The organism is Streptomyces sp. NPDC101178, assembly GCF_044767965.1.
GTDB lineage: Bacteria > Actinomycetota > Actinomycetes > Streptomycetales > Streptomycetaceae > Streptomyces.
In genome coordinates, this window is sequence record NZ_JBIWOZ010000005.1 from 79,700 (window position 1) to 95,028 (window position 15,329).

The 15,329-nt window shown below is 72.8% G+C and carries 14 protein-coding genes and 1 riboswitch; of the genes, 6 read left to right on the forward strand and 8 right to left on the reverse strand.

The features are described 5' to 3' along the window. The first annotated feature begins 98 nt into the window (after window positions 1–98). A riboswitch (cyclic di-AMP (ydaO/yuaA leader) is annotated at window positions 99–265 on the forward strand. Then, the gene (locus ACIRR8_RS16090) at window positions 264–1,487 is read left to right on the forward strand and encodes an NlpC/P60 family protein (RefSeq protein ID WP_404064522.1); all 1,224 of its coding nucleotides are present in this window, start codon (window positions 264–266) and stop codon (window positions 1,485–1,487) included. Its footprint overlaps the riboswitch before it by 2 nt. 82 nt (window positions 1,488–1,569) lie before the next feature. On the opposite strand, the gene ACIRR8_RS16095 is transcribed toward ACIRR8_RS16090, so the two are convergent. Next, window positions 1,570–1,923: a hypothetical protein gene (locus ACIRR8_RS16095; protein ID WP_404064525.1), complete on the reverse strand. Its 354-nt coding sequence runs from the start codon at window positions 1,921–1,923 to the stop codon at window positions 1,570–1,572. A gap of 264 nt (window positions 1,924–2,187) precedes the next feature. Between ACIRR8_RS16095 and ACIRR8_RS16100 the strand changes: the two genes are divergently transcribed. Both ACIRR8_RS16100 and ACIRR8_RS16105 read left to right on the forward strand, forming a co-directional pair. Beyond that, window positions 2,188–3,294, forward strand: a complete 1,107-nt coding sequence (locus tag ACIRR8_RS16100; RefSeq protein ID WP_404064527.1) for an NlpC/P60 family protein — start codon at window positions 2,188–2,190, stop codon at window positions 3,292–3,294. A gap of 41 nt (window positions 3,295–3,335) precedes the next feature. After that, entirely contained in the window at window positions 3,336–4,094 is a 759-nt protein-coding gene (locus ACIRR8_RS16105) for a GNAT family N-acetyltransferase (protein ID WP_404064530.1), read from the forward strand. Between the two features lie 43 nt (window positions 4,095–4,137). Here the strand turns inward: ACIRR8_RS16105 and ACIRR8_RS16110 are convergent, their stop codons facing one another. Beyond that, a complete protein-coding gene (locus tag ACIRR8_RS16110) occupies window positions 4,138–4,833 on the reverse strand; it encodes a response regulator transcription factor (RefSeq protein WP_028416635.1) in 696 nt (231 codons plus the stop codon). Beyond that, window positions 4,830–6,128, reverse strand: coding sequence for a PspC domain-containing protein (locus ACIRR8_RS16115; RefSeq protein WP_404064533.1), 1,299 nt, complete (start codon window positions 6,126–6,128; stop codon window positions 4,830–4,832). Before ACIRR8_RS16115 ends, ACIRR8_RS16110 begins: the two co-directional genes overlap by 4 nt. A gap of 275 nt (window positions 6,129–6,403) precedes the next feature. Here ACIRR8_RS16115 and ACIRR8_RS16120 point away from each other — a divergent pair, with 275 nt between their 5' ends. Together ACIRR8_RS16120 and ACIRR8_RS16125 are read left to right on the forward strand one after the other, a co-directional pair. Further along, window positions 6,404–7,750: a PspC domain-containing protein gene (locus ACIRR8_RS16120; RefSeq protein WP_404064536.1), complete on the forward strand. Its 1,347-nt coding sequence runs from the start codon at window positions 6,404–6,406 to the stop codon at window positions 7,748–7,750. Then, window positions 7,737–8,000, forward strand: a complete 264-nt coding sequence (locus tag ACIRR8_RS16125; RefSeq protein WP_404064539.1) for a hypothetical protein — start codon at window positions 7,737–7,739, stop codon at window positions 7,998–8,000. Before ACIRR8_RS16120 ends, ACIRR8_RS16125 begins: the two co-directional genes overlap by 14 nt. On the opposite strand, the gene ACIRR8_RS16130 is transcribed toward ACIRR8_RS16125, so the two are convergent. The 4 genes from ACIRR8_RS16130 to guaA all read right to left on the reverse strand — a co-directional run bounded on the left by ACIRR8_RS16130 (window position 7,907) and on the right by guaA (window position 12,430). Beyond that, the gene (locus tag ACIRR8_RS16130) at window positions 7,907–8,425 is read right to left on the reverse strand and encodes a DoxX family protein (RefSeq protein WP_404065484.1); all 519 of its coding nucleotides are present in this window, start codon (window positions 8,423–8,425) and stop codon (window positions 7,907–7,909) included. The genes ACIRR8_RS16125 and ACIRR8_RS16130 overlap by 94 nt on opposite strands. Window positions 8,426–8,513: 88 nt before the next feature. Continuing rightward, a complete protein-coding gene (locus ACIRR8_RS16135; protein WP_404064542.1) occupies window positions 8,514–9,782 on the reverse strand; it encodes a hypothetical protein in 1,269 nt (422 codons plus the stop codon). Window positions 9,783–9,894: 112 nt separating this feature from the next. Next, complete coding sequence (locus ACIRR8_RS16140) at window positions 9,895–10,683, reverse strand: class II aldolase/adducin family protein (RefSeq protein WP_404064545.1); 789 nt, start codon at window positions 10,681–10,683, stop codon at window positions 9,895–9,897. Window positions 10,684–10,843: 160 nt separating this feature from the next. Beyond that, window positions 10,844–12,430: a glutamine-hydrolyzing GMP synthase gene (guaA, locus tag ACIRR8_RS16145; RefSeq protein ID WP_404064547.1), complete on the reverse strand. Its 1,587-nt coding sequence runs from the start codon at window positions 12,428–12,430 to the stop codon at window positions 10,844–10,846. A 365-nt stretch (window positions 12,431–12,795) separates the two neighbouring features. On the opposite strand from guaA, the gene ACIRR8_RS16150 reads away from it, so the two are divergent. Then, entirely contained in the window at window positions 12,796–13,092 is a 297-nt protein-coding gene (locus tag ACIRR8_RS16150; protein ID WP_404064550.1) for a chorismate mutase, read from the forward strand. A 412-nt stretch (window positions 13,093–13,504) separates the two neighbouring features. On the opposite strand, the gene ACIRR8_RS16155 is transcribed toward ACIRR8_RS16150, so the two are convergent. After that, on the reverse strand, window positions 13,505–15,265 hold the full coding sequence (locus tag ACIRR8_RS16155; protein WP_404064552.1) for a peptidase: 1,761 nt from the start codon (window positions 15,263–15,265) through the stop codon (window positions 13,505–13,507). Window positions 15,266–15,329: the final 64 nt, after the last annotated feature.

A 15,329-nucleotide genomic window follows, 5' to 3' on the forward strand; every position in this document is an offset into this window, starting at 1 on the left:
TCGGGCATATCGCTCATCCTCCTTCCCAGCGGTACCACCGGTTGGCTAGCGTGCTCGGTCAGGTGATCCGTAATCTCCCTGAGACGAACCGCGTCTCACGGCCACCTCTGCCGAATCCGTGCTGCCTCCCAGCAGTTCGGAACCGGGGACCCACACGCACAACCGGGGTGAATCGGTCCGTACCCTCGCACAACGGACCGTAGGACAGCCTTCCGTTCCGTCCGAACCCGACAGCTAACCCGGTAGGCGGTCCACGGAAGGAGATGCCGGTCTTGGCATCGCATCGCAAGCCGCGCACGAAGGTGCGCACGACCACCCCTGCCGTCGGGTTCACGACGGCCGCGCTGGCCTCGGTGACGCTGCTCTCCACGCAGAGCGCGACCGCGGCCCCCGCCGAGCCGAAGCCGGCCATCGAGGACGTGCAGAAGAAGGTCGACGAGCTCTACCGGCAGGCGGGCAGCGCGACCCAGCAGTACAACCGGGCGAAGGCCGCCTCCACCGCCCAGCGCACCAAGGTCGACACGCTGCTCTCCGACGTGGCGAAGCGGACCGAGAAGATCAACGAGGCCCGCCGGGAGCTGGGCGCCTTCGCGGCCGAGCAGTACCGCACCGGCGGCATCGCGCCGACCGCCACCTTCTTCCTGGCGGACGACCCGCAGGCGTACTTCGACCAGAGCCGGCTGATGAGCCGGTCGACCGAGCGGCAGCAGAAGGCCGTCGACGACTTCCGTACGCAGCAGGCCGCGGCATCGAAGAAGCGGGCGGAGGCCGTGCAGAGCCTGGAGTCGCTCACCGAGGCGCAGACCACGCTCCGCTCCAGCAAGCAGAAGGTGCAGACGAAGCTCACCGAGGCCCGGTCCCTGCTCGCGCGGCTGACCGCGGAGGAGAAGGCGCGGCTGGCGGAGCTGGAGCGCAAGAAGGAGGCCGAGGCCAAGGAGAAGGCCGAGCGCCTCGCCGCCCGCCAGGCCGCCGAGGCCAAGGAGCGCGAGGAGCGCGAGGCGGCGGAGAGGAAGGCGCGCGAGGAGGCCGCGAAGGAGTCCGGCGGAGACAGCGACTCAGGTTCCGGTTCCGGCAGCGGTACGGGGACGAGTCCGGGGTCCGGTACGGGCACGGGCACCGGGGCCGGCAGCGGTTACTCCGCCAAGGCCGAGAAGGTGCTGGCCTTCGCGCGCGCCCAGATCGGGAAGCCGTACGTGTGGGGGGCGTCGGGCCCGTCCTCGTACGACTGCTCGGGGCTGACCCAGGCGGCCTGGCGGGAGGCCGGCGTCACGCTGCCCCGGACCACCTGGGACCAGGTGAAGGTGGGCACGCGGGTCGCCACGTCCGACCTCCAACCCGGGGACCTGGTCTTCTTCTACGACGACATCAGCCATGTCGGCATCTACAAGGGCGACGGGATGATGATCCACTCGCCGAAGCCGGGAGCGAACGTCCGCGAGGAGTCGATCTACTCCATGCCGATCTACGGCAGCGTGCGTCCGGCGTAGCGCCGAGGGGGCGGTCGCTTCCAAGCGGCCGCCCCGGGGCACCCCGGGGCGCCTCACAGGTCCCTCAGGTCCCTCAGATCCCTCAGGTCCAGAGCACGGCGATGAAGATGTTGGCGACTGTCAGTCCGCCGACCGCCGCGAACGCGCCCTTCCCGACCTTCTCGTCGTCCCGCTTGACGTAGACGAGCGCGAGGATGACGACGAGGAGCGCCAGCTTCACGCCGATCTTGATGTTGTTCACCGCCTGGTCGTCGGCCTGGTTGAGCCCGACCAGCGCGACGCCGGTGACCAGCATGGTCAGCGCGCCGTGCAGCATGGCGGGGACGAAGCGCGCGGTGCCCGCGCCCATCGCCTTCATCTGCGTCAGGAAGCCGCCCAGCAGGGAGGCGATGCCGATGATGTGCAGCGCGACGAAGACGCCGATCAGTGCGTTCATGGTCCGGAGCCTAGCCATGGCCAAACCTTTACCCGGCAGTGAGGCAAGCCTTCCTTGACGCCTTCACCGGAACTGTGTGCTCTCCGTCCGAACCTGCCGGAATGATCAATTCCGTATCTGCGTCTACGGTCATCCGTCGACGCCGAAGCGTCACATGCGGGCAATAGCTGTCATGGCGACCCTTTTCCGTGCGCCCGGCATAGCGTCCTTGCCGGACCTGCCGGTATCCCCCGGCGGGCAGCCGACAGGAAGGACGCCGCTCCCGTGGCCGCGCACCGGAAATCCGCTCACCGGAAACCCAAGCAGCGCCCGTTCTCCGGCCCTGCTGCCCGCACCGCCGCCACCCTGGCGCTCGCCGGGGCCGCCACCGCCACCTCGGCCACCGGGGCCGGGGCCGCACCCACCGAGCCCGCGCCCACCGCCGCCCAGGTCCGGGCCAAGGTCGACCGGCTCTACCACGACGCCGAGGTCGCCACCGAGAAGTACAACGGGGCGAAGGAGAAGGAGGCGGCCGCCAGGAAGGCCGTCGACACCCTGGCCGACGAGGCCGCCCGCCGCACCGACCGCCTCAACACGGCCCGCCACACGCTCGGTTCGATGGCCACCGCCCAGTACCGCACCGGCGCGCTCGACCCCGCCGTGCAGCTGGCGCTCTCCTCGGACCCCGACAGCTACCTGGAGCGCGCCGCCCACCTCGACCGGGCCGGTGACCGGCAGGCGAGCCTGCTCAGCGGGATCCGGCGCCAGCTCTCCGGCATCGCCCGGGTCAAGGCCCGCGCCGACCAGGAGACCGAGGCGCTCGCCGCCCGCCGCGCCGAACTGCGCGAACACCGCACCGCGATCCAGACCAAACTGGCCGACGCCCGCAGGCTCCTGGCCACCCTCACCGCCGAGGAGCGCGCCGCGTACGAGCGCGCCGCCGACGCGGCCCACGGCGGCGGCCCGGCGACCTCCGCCGACCGGGCCGGCGCGGGCGCGCACGCCGACCGCTCAGCACCCCGCGCCTCGGTCGCCGCGCCCAACTCCCGCGCGGCCAGGGCCGTCTCCTTCGCGCACGGCGCGATCGGCAAGCCGTACGTCTGGGGCGCGACCGGTCCAGGCGCCTTCGACTGCTCCGGGCTGACCCAGGCGGCCTGGCAGGCGGCGGGCGTCAGCCTGCCCCGCACCACCTACACCCAGATCAACGCCGGCCGGCGGGTCTCCCGCTCCGAGCTGGCCCCCGGCGACCTGGTGTTCTTCTACTCCGGGATCAGCCACGTCGGCCTCTACATCGGCGGCGGCCAGATGATCCACGCCCCGCGCCCCGGCGCCCCGGTACGGATCGCGCCGATCGATCAGATGCCTTTCGCGGGGGCGACCCGGGTGGCATAGTCCCCCGCGCCGACCTTTCCCGCCCAGAAGGAACGTCCCGCATGTCGATGGCGAACGCCGTCCAGGAGTACGCCCGCACGCTCACGCTGCGCTCCCCCGGCCACTACCGGGTGGGTCCGTTCACCGTCCGGTACAACCCGGGCTGGGAGCTGAAGTACGCCAACTACGCCATCCCCGACCGGGATGCGGAACCCACGGCGGACGACGTGGCGGCCCTGGTCGCGGCGTTCCGGGAGCGGGCGCGGCTGCCGCGCCTGGAGTTCCTGCCCGCCTGGGCCCCGGCCGTCGAACCGGCCCTGCTCGCCGCCGGGTTCACCGTGGAGAACCGGGCCCCGCTGCTCGTCTGCGCTCCCGAGGACCTCCGTGCGCCGAAGCCGGTCGACGGCCTGCGCATCGCCGTGCCCGCCACCGATACGGAATTCACCGACGCCGCCCGTGTCCAGCACCACGGCTTCGGCGGCGCGGGCGAACCCGAGCCGGGAACGATCACCGGGCTGCGCTCGACGGCGGCCGGTGACGGGGTCGCCGCCCTGGCGGTCCTGGACGGCGCACCGGCCGGGGCGGGCGGCTGCACCCTCCCCGTCGACGGCCTCAGCGAACTGGTCGGCCTCGCCGTAGCCGCCCCCTTCCGCCGCCGGGGCGTCGGCGCCGCGCTCTCCGCCTGGCTGACCGAACGGGCCCTGGACCAGGGGTGCCGGGCCGTCTGGCTGGAGCCGGGCGACGCCGACGTGGAACGGATCTACACGGGCATCGGCTACCGCAGGGTCGGCGAGAAGGTCAACATCTCGCTGCCCCTCTGAGGCCGGAGCGCGGCTGAGCGATGCCCGGCCCGCCCCGCTCGGCTCAGACCAGCCGTCGCGCCGTCGCCCACCGCGTCAGCTCGTGCCGGTTGGAGAGCTGGAGCTTGCGCAGCACCGCCGAGACATGCGACTCGACCGTCTTCACCGAGATGAACAGCTGCTTCGCGATCTCCTTGTACGCGTAACCACGGGCGATGAGCCGGAGCACCTCGCGCTCGCGCTGGGTGAGTCGGTCCATGTCCTCGTCGACCGGCGGGGCGTCCGTGGAGGCGAAGGCGTCCAGGACGAAGCCGGCCAGTCGCGGCGAGAAGACCGCGTCGCCCTCCTGGACCCGGAAGATGGAGTCGACCAGGTCGGTGCCGGTGATCGTCTTGGTGACATAGCCGCGGGCGCCGCCGCGGATCACGCCGATGACGTCCTCTGCGGCGTCCGAGACGGAGAGCGCGAGGAAGCGGACCGGGTCGTCGGCCGCGCCCATCAGCGGGGCGCAGCGGCGCAGCACCTCGACACCGCCGCCGCCCGGGAGGTGGACGTCGAGGAGAACGACCTCGGGGCGGGTGGCCGTGATGACGGTGACCGCCTGGTCGACGTCGGCGGCCTCGCCGACCACTTCGACGCCGGTCTCCTCGGTGCGGCCGATCTCGGCCTGGACGCCGGTGCGGAACATCCGGTGGTCGTCGACGAGCACGACCCGTACCCGTCGCTCCGGGCCCCCGGTGGCTTCGGTGTTCTCGGTCATTCGCTCGCCCTTTCCATCTCCAGCTCGACCTCGGTGCCCCCGCCGGGCACCGAACGCAGCCGGGCAGTGCCGCCGTTGCGCTGCATCCGGCCGATGATTGATTCTCGTACGCCCATGCGGTCGGCGGGAACCTCGTCCAGGTCGAAGCCCGGACCCCGGTCCTTCACGGAGACGAAGACCGTGGCGCCCTCGACCTCGGCGAAGACCTGTACGGCGCCGCCCTCGCCACCGTACTTGGCGGCGTTGACCATCGCTTCGCGCGCGGCCTGCATCTGGGCGCCCAGCTTGTCGTCGAGCGGGCAGTCGCCGACGACCACCACCTCCAGCGGGACGCCGTGCTTGTCCTCCACCTCGGCGGCGGCCCGCTTGACCGCCTCGGCGAGCGTCTCCGGCTCGTCGTCCTCGTCCTTGCCGGTGCCCTCGGGGTTGTAGAGCCAGTTGCGCAGCTCGCGCTCCTGGGCGCGGGCCAGGCGTCTGACCTCGCCGCCGTCGTCCGCGTTGCGCTGGATGAGGGTGAGGGTGTGCAGGACGGAGTCGTGGACGTGGGCGGCGACCTCGGCGCGCTCCTGGGCGCGGATGCGCATCAGCCGCTCCTCGGAGAGGTCCTGGACCATCCGGACCAGGTAGGGCCCCGCGAGCAGGGCGATGCCGGTGAGGACGGCTATGGCGGCGGTCAGGACGTTGCCCAGCTGGGCGGCCGAGCCGCGCACCACCATGAAGACGGCAAGGCCGAGGCCCACGAGGGCGACTCCGGCGAGCGCGCGGGCCAGTTGCAGCAGCCGGCGGCGGCGGCCGACCTCCATCCAGCGGGCGCGCCGCGCGTTGTCCGCCTGGCGCCAGACGAGGACGGAGCCGGCGCCGATGAGGAGCGTCGGCCAGATGTAGCGGTCGGCCTCGCTGCCCATATCGACGTTGACGACGAAGACGACGGCCCCGACGAGGAGGGCGACCAGGGCGAAGACCTGGCCCGGGTCCGGCTTGCGGAGCTTGCGCCGGCCGTCGGCGGCGGTCTCGAAGACCGAGCGCGGGGCGTGGACGCCGCCGACTCCGCCGACGCCGAGAGGGACGACGATCCAGAACACCGCGTACAGCAGGGCGCCCAGGCCGTCGCTGAGGAAGAGCCCGAGGAAGACGAACCGGACCCAGGCGACCGGCAGCCCGAGGTGCCCGGCGAGCCCGCGCGCGACGCCGCCCAGCATCCGCCCGTCGGCGCTGCGGTACAGCTTGCGCAGCGGCGGCTCCTCCGGGTCGGAGGCGAGTGAGCTGTGCGCGGCTCGGGCGGTGGCGGCTGGCATACCCCGATCGTCACACGCGGCGGGGGCGCGAGGCATCAGGGTAGTCCCCCTGATCGACCCTGAGGCCAGCCCTACCCTCGCCGGTCCCACCGCGCCCTCGCCGGTCCCACCGCGCCCTCGCCGGTCCCACCGCGCCCTCGCCGCCCATGGCACCCCTGGCACCCCTGCGGGAAACCTGGCGGCCCACCCCCTGCGGGACGGCCCGGCGCAAAATCAGGGACCGGCCAGGGTCGGCGCGGCTCCCACCAGCGGGTGCGGGCCGTCACCATGGAGGTATGACCGCTCCCTCGGACGCCGTCCCCGGCGTCGCACCCCCCGACGCGCCCGGACCGCAGCTGCGCCGCAGCCCGCGGCAGAAGATGGTGGCCGGGGTCTGCGGCGGGCTCGGCCGGTACTGCGACGTGGACCCGGTGATCTTCCGGATCGTGCTCGGCGTCCTCTCGGCGACCGGCGGGATCGGCCTGATCTTCTACGGCTTCGCCTGGCTCCTGCTGCCGCTGGAGGGCGAGGAGGAGAACGAGGCGCGCCGGCTGCTGTCGGGCCGGGTCGACGGGGCGTCGCTGGTGGCGCTGCTGCTGGCGCTGATCGGGTGCGGGCTCTTCCTGTCGATGCTGGGCAACCGGGGCATGCTGGCGTTCGCGGCGCTGCTGTCGGTGGCGGTGGTCGGCTGCTCGGTGTGGACGCAGTCCCGCAGGGCGTCGGCGCCGGAGGACCCGGCGGCCCCGCCGGGCACCCCCACCGCCCCCGCCCCCTCGCACACCGGCGGCCTCGGCTCGCCGCCGCCGGAGGTGAAGGCGCCGCCGAAGCCGGGCGGCCCGTCGTGGTGGCGGGACCCGATCGTCAAGGACGGGACGACGGGGCCGGTCGGCTCGGGCTATCTCTGGGGCCCCTCGGACACCGACCCGGAAGCGGCGCGGGAGACGGTCCGGGCCGGGCGTCCCAGCGTGGACGCCCCGTTCCGGCCGCCGGCTCCGGCCCCCGCCGCGCCGGGACCGCGCCCGATCGGCGGGCTCGTCTTCCTGGCCGCGCTGGTGACGGGCGGTCTGACCACCTGGCTGAGCTGGGCCCACGAGCCGCTCGGCACGGTGCTGCAGATGGGCCTGGTGGCCGCGCTCGCCGTCTTCGGGCTCGGGCTGCTGGTCTCCTCCGCGCTGGGCCGGACCGGGTTCGGCACGGTGCTGCTGGCGATGGTCACGGCGGTGCTGCTGGCCGGCGCTACGCTGCTGCCGAAGGAGATCAGCACGGACTGGGCCCGCCAGGAGTGGCGTCCGGCCGAGGTCACCGCCGTACAGCAGCGGTACGAACTGGGCACCGGTGATGCCCGGCTGGACCTGTCCACCGTGGTGGTGCCGCCGGGCGGGACCGTGCGCACCCGGCTGGAGGTCGGGGCGGGCCGGGCGGCCGTCGTCGTGCCGAAGGACGTGACCGTGAAGGTGCGGGCCGAGGCCGGTCTCGGGGAGATCCGGCTGGAGGAGGGCCTGCGGGTCCAGGTCCGCATCAACAGCGACCAGTCGACGCAGCGGACGCTTCCGCCACCGGAGGGCGGCAAGCCGGCCGGGACGATCGAACTCGAAGTGGAAGTCGGAGTCGGACAGGTGGAGGTCAGCCGTGCTGCGTCATGAGTTCCGGCCCGGACGGGCGGTGGCTGGTCTGACGATGCTGGCCCTGGCCGGAGGGTACGCGGCCGACGCGGCCGGGGCCTGGGAGGTCACCTGGGCCTTCTTCCTGCCGGTGTTCCTCGGCGGCCTCTGGCTGGCTGCCACGGCGACCTGGACCGCCTACATGCTGCGGCGCCGCCGCGACGCGAGGAAGGCGTCGACGGAGAACATGGAGGCGCCCGCGAGCACCAAGGGCAGCCACGCCATCAGATAGGGCAGGTCGTTGCCGTAGTAGTACGGGGTCGACTGCCAGCTCACCGTCAGCCACAGGCTCAGCGAGATCAGCGCCCCGCCGAGCGCGGCGAGCCGGGCCCAGAGGCCGACCAGGGTGCCGAGGCCGACGAGGAGTTCGCCGATCGCGATGGCGTAACCGAACCCTTCGGGGCTCTTGAGCGCCAGGTCGACGAGGGCGGGGATCGCGGAGGAGTCGCGGACCGTGTCCATCAGCTCGCCGATCGAGCCGGGGCCGGTGGCGGAGAGGAAGCCGCTGTCGGTGAGCTTGTCGAGCCCCGCGTAGACGAAGGTGACGCCGAGGAAGAGCCGCAGCGGCAGCAGGGCGTAATGGCCCGCCCGCTCCCGCAGCCCTCCCGGCCCGCCCGTACCGTACCGACCGCCGTTGCCGCCGCCGTAACCGTTCATCACCACTGCCCCGCTTCCCGAAGACCCGTCATCCGACCATACGTACGCCTGTACGGCGGCGCTCACCAGAGGCGGGAAGCGGATGTGGTCAGTCCGTGACGTCGATGGAGCAGCGGTCGGTCTCCACTCCGGCGGCGGTGACCACCTGGACGTCCACGGTCCCCGGCTCGACCTCGACGGGGACCGGCACGGTGAGGACGGTGTCGGTCGGGTTGGCGAACCCTCCGGCGACCGGGATCAGCGGTACGTGGACGTGGACCGTGCCGATCCGTACGACGAGCCGGGCCAGCCGGTCGGGGGTGCCGGCGCCCGGCGGTACGAAGCCCGCGCCCCGGATCTCGATGTCGTCGCCGGTCCGGATCGGCGCGTCCAGGTCCCCGGCCTCCCGGGCCCGTACGACGGAGAGCACGACCGGACGGCCGCCCTCCGCGTACTTCCCGGCGAAGTACGTCGCCGCCGAGACGGCCACCAGCAGGGCCAGGCCCCACGGCAGGTCGGGCAGCTGCTCCGGGCGGCGGGCCAGCCGGACGGCGGCGAACAGCACGGCGACGGCGCTCACCAGCACGTACTGCACATCGGTGAACGAGCCGCGCCCGGAGTCGTCGGTCAGCAGGTCGGCGGCGCGCGGCCGGTCCGCGCGCAGCTTCTGGAGCCGCCGGCCCAGCACCCGTACGGTCACCACCCGGCGTACGACGACGGCGACGGCGCACACCAGCGCCAGCACGGCCACCACACCGGCGGACCGCACGAGGTCGAGCCCTTCGATCAGCGCGTCCCGGCTCTCCGGGTCCGAGGCGCCTGCCAGCTGGAGGGCGAGGACCAGAACGGCGTAGACGGTGAGCAGCACCCAGGCGGCGGCGACGGTCCTGGAGGTGGAGAGCCGGTTGTCCTCGCCGATCAGCGGGGCGAGGAGGCCGCCGCGGGCGCGGTGGAAGCGGGCGGCGACGGTCAGCAGGGCGGCGGTGAGGACCGCGGCGGCCAGCGCGGCGGTGCGGGCGGTCGTCCAGCCGGGCCCGATCGCGGTGAGGCTCGCACCGACGAGCAGGGCGAGCACCGCGCCCCAGACGACGAACAGCGTGGACCGCCACACCTGGAGGAGCCAGACGTCTCCGGCGGCCCGGCCGCGTTCGGCGACGGTACGGGCCGACTCGGTCAGCTCGTCGGAGACCCACTGCCGGGACGCGGAGGCGGACTGCGCGACTCCGGCGGGCAGACCGTTCCCGGCGGCCAGTTCGTCCCGCTTGGCGAGGAACGCGGCGACCGCGCGCCGGTGCCCCTCGCGTGCTCCGTGCGGGCAGTCGCCGCACGTACAGCCTCCGCCGTGCGTGCCGCTCGCCCTTGCCTCGTCCAACACCACGGAGATTTACGCCCTTTCCCACCCCGGTACAGCCAACTCACCTGTGATATCAGCGAATTGTGCCGTACGGGACGGGCGCCTCCCGCATCGGGTCGGACACGAACGGATACCGTCAGAACGTTCGACTGATCCGCTGCCACAGAGGCTGGTAGTTGATCCACGCCACCAGGTCGCTGCCGAGCTGGTCACGGGTGGTGAGGGCGTCCCGGTGGTCGATCAGCACCGGCTTCCCGGCGGCGCGCGCCAGCAGCTGGACCTGGCAGGCGCGCTCCAGGGTCAGGAACCACCAGGCGGCCGCGTCCACCGAGTCACCCACGGTCAGCAGCCCGTGGTTGCGCAGGATGACGGCCTTGCGCGGCCCGAGCGCCTCGGCGATCCGGCGCCCCTCCTCCTCGTCCACGACGACACCGGTGTACGCGTCGTAGAGCGCGAGGTCCTCGTAGAACGCGCAGGCCTCCTGCGTGATCGGCTCGATCCGCTCCCCCAGCGCGGCCAGCGCCCGTCCGTGGGTGGAGTGGGTGTGCGCCACGGCGACGGCCCCCGGCCGGGCCCGGTGCACGGCCGCGTGTACGGCGAAGGCGGCCTGGTTGACGTGGAACCGCCCCTGGACCACCTGCCCGTCCCCGTTGACGAGGATCAGGTCCTGCGGAGCGATACCGGCGAAGGACGCCCCGAACGGATTGACCCAGTAGCAGTCGTCCAGCTCCGGATCGCGCACGCTGATGTGCCCGGAGACCCCGTCCTCGAACCCGTACTCCCCGAACAACCGCAACGCCCCGGCCAGCCGCTGCCTCCGGTACGCCCGCTCCTCGTCCGGCGACGCGTGCACGGGCGGCATGGCGAAGTGCAGCTGCTCCACGGGGATGGGCGCGGGGGCGGGCACGGCGGGCGGCTCGGACATGGCGGCTCCTCACTTTCCCGGGGGCGTACGGGATCGGAAGTTACCGGCGGGTGGGGGTGAGGGGAAGGGGTGGGGGTACGGCAATGCCGCCGCCCGGACGGATGGGCGACGGCATCGGCGTTGACCTGGGAACCCTAGGGGTTCACACGAACCCGGGAGGTCACTCCCACTCGATCGTCCCCGGCGGCTTGCTCGTCACGTCGAGGACGACGCGGTTGACGTCGGCGACCTCGTTGGTGATGCGGGTGGAGATCTTCGCCAGCGTCTCGTACGGCAGGCGCGACCAGTCCGCCGTCATGGCGTCCTCGGAGGAGACCGGCCGCAGCACGATCGGGTGGCCGTAGGTGCGGCCGTCGCCCTGGACGCCGACCGAGCGGACGTCGGCGAGGAGGACCACCGGGCACTGCCAGATGTCACGGTCCAGGCCGGCCGCCGTCAGCTCCTCGCGGGCGATGGCGTCGGCCTCGCGGAGCAGGTCCAGGCGGTCCTTGGTGACCTCGCCGACGATGCGGATGCCGAGGCCGGGGCCGGGGAACGGCTGGCGCTGGACGATCTCCTCGGGCAGGCCCAGCTCCTGGCCGACCATCCGGACCTCGTCCTTGAACAGCTGGCGCAGCGGCTCGACGAGCTGGAACTCGATGTCGTCGGGGAGGCCGCCGACGTTGTGGTGGGACTTGATGTTGGCGGTGCCGGTGCCGCCGCCGGACTCCACCACGTCCGGGTAGAGCGTGCCCTGGACCAGGAAGGCGACCTCGGGGCCCTCCTCCTGGAGGATCTCCAGCTGGGCCTGCTCGAAGACGCGGATGAACTCGCGGCCGATGATCTTCCGCTTCTGCTCCGGGTCGGAGACCCCGGCCAGCGCGTCCAGGAAGCGCTTCTCGGCGTCGACCACCTTCAGCTTCGCGCCGGTCGCGGCGACGAAGTCCTTCTCGACCTGCTCGGTCTCGCCCTTGCGCATCAGGCCGTGATCGACGTAGACGCAGGTGAGCTGCGAGCCGATGGCCTTCTGGACGAGTGCCGCCGCGACGGCGGAGTCCACGCCGCCGGAGAGGCCGCAGATGGCGCGCTTGTCGCCGACCTGCTCGCGGATGAGGGCGATCTGCTCCTCGACCACGTTGGTGGTGGTCCAGTTCGGCTCGATGCCCGCGCCACGGTAGAGGAAGTGCTCCAGGACCTGCTGCCCGTGGGTCGAGTGCATGACCTCCGGGTGGTACTGGACGCCGTACAGCTTCTTCTCGTCGTTCTCGAAGGCGGCGACCGGGACCACGTCCGTGGAGGCGGTGACGGTGAAGCCCTCCGGCGCCGCCGAGCAGGCGTCGCCGTGCGACATCCACACCGGCTGCTCGGTGGGCGTGCCCTCGAAGAGCGTCGAACCCGCCTTCGTGACGTGCAGCGGGGTGCGGCCGTACTCACGCGCCCCGTTGTCGTCGACCGTGCCGCCGAGGGTGGTCGCCATCAGCTGGAACCCGTAGCACATGCCGAAGACCGGGACCCCGGCTTCGAAGAGCGAGCGGTCCAGCGAGGGCGCGCCCTCCGCGTACACCGACGACGGGCCGCCGGAGAGGATGATCGCGCGCGGGTTCTTCGCCAGCATCTCCGCCACCGGCATGGTGGACGGGACGATCTCGCTGTAGACCCGGGCCTCGCGGACCCGGCGGGCGATGAGCTGGGCGTACTGCGCGCCGAAGTCGACGACGAGGACCACGTCGGCCGTGGTGTCGTGGGCGGCGGGGGGTGCTGCTGGCACGGGGCGGCCTTCCGGCGGTGGTGAAGGGGGTCGGTTCTTCCGATTCTACCGGCCGTGCGTGACCCCTCCGCCGGGCCGGTGATGCGGGGAGCGCCCGCCCTCACGTCTCAGGAGCCGATGCCCTCACGTCTCAGGATGCGGGCCCCGGCTTGGTGAGGCCGCCGGGCCGGGGCCATACTGTCTGCCATGCGTCAGCACACGATCTTCGTCTTTACCTATGGCATCCGGCCCGCCGGCTGCCATGGTCGTGCTGCTTGAGCTACTGACAAGCAACGTTCCAGGCGCCCCGGGCCATCGGCCCGGGGCGCCTCGCGTGTCCGGGCCCGTTGCCCCGGGGGGCCGCCACCCCACCGGGAGTCACCACCATGAACAGCACCGCCGCCACCCCCGCCGAGCGGACCGGCGCGCACACCGACGAGGCCGCCACCCTGATCGGCGGCGCCCGTGAGCGCATCGACACCCTCGACGACCGGATCATCGGCCTCGTCCAGGAACGGATGGCCGTCTCGGCGGTGATCCAGGAGGCCCGCATCACCTCGGGCGGCCGCCGGGTCAACCTCTCCCGCGAGACGGCCGTACTCGGCCACTACAGGGACGCACTGGGCAAGCCGGGTACTGCTCTGGCGATGACCCTGCTGGAGCTGTGCCGCGGCCGGGTGTGAGACGCGAGGCCTGAAGGGCCGGATGTGAGGCGCAAGGTCTGAGGGACCGGGTGTGAGACGCGGGCCTGGAGGGCCGGATGTGAGGCGTGGGACGGCGGGCGCAGGACCGTATCTGCGTTCGGTGCCCGTCTCACCCGTACGGCGCGTGACCGGGACCGGCGCGCCTTCGTTGGTCCCGGTGTCCGTGCCAACCAGGGGCGGCATCGGTGGAAAACCACGCGTGGCTCCGCCGGGACGTGTGACGTACCGCAGAGGTACGTCGTGGGACCACATCCCGGCGCACGTGACCGGTCCGCAGGGGACAGCGGCCCGGTCACCCCATGTGCGGCCGTGCCCGGGGACGCCCGGGTCGGCCGCATCGGGACCGTCCTTTCCGGCCGGAGGCCCGCTCCCTCCTCCGCGGCTCTTCCTCTCAGCTCTGCCGCGCGGCCCGTCGCCGTACGACCGTGAACAGCACCAGGCCCGCCGCCAGCGCCCCGGCCGCCGTGCCCGAGGCGATCAGAACGGTCGATCCCGTCGAGGCGAGGCCGCCCCCCGAGCCTCCCGTCGTACCCGCCGCGCCGCCGCCGGACGTGGTGGCCGGTGCGGACTCGGAGGGGTCGGACGTTTCCGACGGGCTCTCCTCCGGGTCCGGCGCCGAGGTCGGCGGCGTGGACGGCTCGCCGGAGCCGCCGTCGTTGCCGCCGTCCGTCGTACCGCCGGAGTCGGCGCCCTCGCCCTCGCCGTTCACGATCAGGTACGCCGTGTTGTTGGCCGGCTTCGGGTCGAACGGCAGCTTCGGGTCCTGCAGCCAGGTGTTGCGTACGGTGACCTCGCCGCCCGCTCCGACCATCGCCTCGTCGATCCGCAGCTCGAAGGGCAGATCGAGTCCGGCCCCGTCCCGCACGGTCATGGAGGTGTTGCAGACGTAGCGCGGCGCCGGGCTCTTCTGGTCCTCGCGGTATCCGCCGGCGGCCGTCACCGCGCGGCAGCGGTCCGGCTTGGCCGTGACGGTCGTGCCCTGCGGGACCGTGAAGTCGACGGTGGCGACGGCCTCGCCGGAGCGGATGTAGCCGATCCACGCCGGGCCCTCGTTGCGGAACCCGATGACGGCCTGCACGGTGGAGCCCTCGGTCCCGGCCACCTTGTCGCCGTACGCCACGAAGTCGGCCGTGTTCGCCGTACGGAAGTCGGCCTCCTGCTGGTTGTCGTACGGGTCCAGGTCCGCGCTCCTGGCCGCGGCGCCCGTCCTCACCGGGACCGCCTTCAGCACGGCGCCGTCACCGCGCTCGAAGCGGGCGCCCGCGCGCTGGGCGGTGCGCTGGGCGGCGCTGTTCTCCTCGATCCGGTAGAGGAAGGTGTCGTAGAAGGCGCGCTCGGTGGCCTCCAGCGTCAGCGGGGTCGCCAGCGTGTACGTCGCGCCCGCCTCGAAGGCTCCCGGGACGGAGCAGAGCGCCGTGGTCCAGCCGAAGTCCGGCTGGGCCGGGTCGTCCACCGTGTACTCGCAGTTGGAGTAGCGCTGCGGGATGTCCAGGCCGCGCGAGTACCGCAGGGTGAGCAGGACCCCGTCGGCGTCCCTGGTGCCGCGGTTGGCGAAGGTGATCGGGGCCTGCTGCTTCTCCCCCGGAGTCAGCTGGGTCCTGAACGGCAGCTGCTTCATCACGAGGTCGGGGCCGCCGACCGTGAGCCGGGTGGTGAACGGCGTGAAGGTGACGCCGTCCGCCTCGCCGGTCACCGTGATCGTGCCGGTGTCGCCGTCCTCGCTGCCGTCGGCGGCGGTGACGACGAGGTCGGCGGCTCCCTGGAGGCCGGGCCAGACGCCCCAGTCCTCACAGACCGCCTTCGCGCCGGTGACCTCGCACTCCGGACCCGACTCGCCGTCGAACGCCACATCGGCGACACCGGCGACACCGCTGAGGTCGAAGGTGAGCGTGAAGTCACCGCCGAAGCCGCCGTTCTCCTCGTCCTCGGACGGGTTGTTGAGCGTGATCCCGACCGTGGCGGCCTTCGGCCGGCCGCTCTCCGGATACGGGTGCAGCCCGGTCTCGGCCGGACCGCCGAGCGTGAACACCGGCGCCGCCTCGGCCTGCGCCGGCGCGGCCGCCACGGCGAGCGAGGCCGCGGCCAGCAGGCCTGCGGCGGCGAGAGAACCGGCCGCGCTGCGCAGCGCGGTTCTCGGGGAGAAGCGTGTCATCGGGGACCTCTGGTACGTGGCGGGCGCTGTGTGACTGCTGTGAGGCAGTACGGGTTGGACCGCG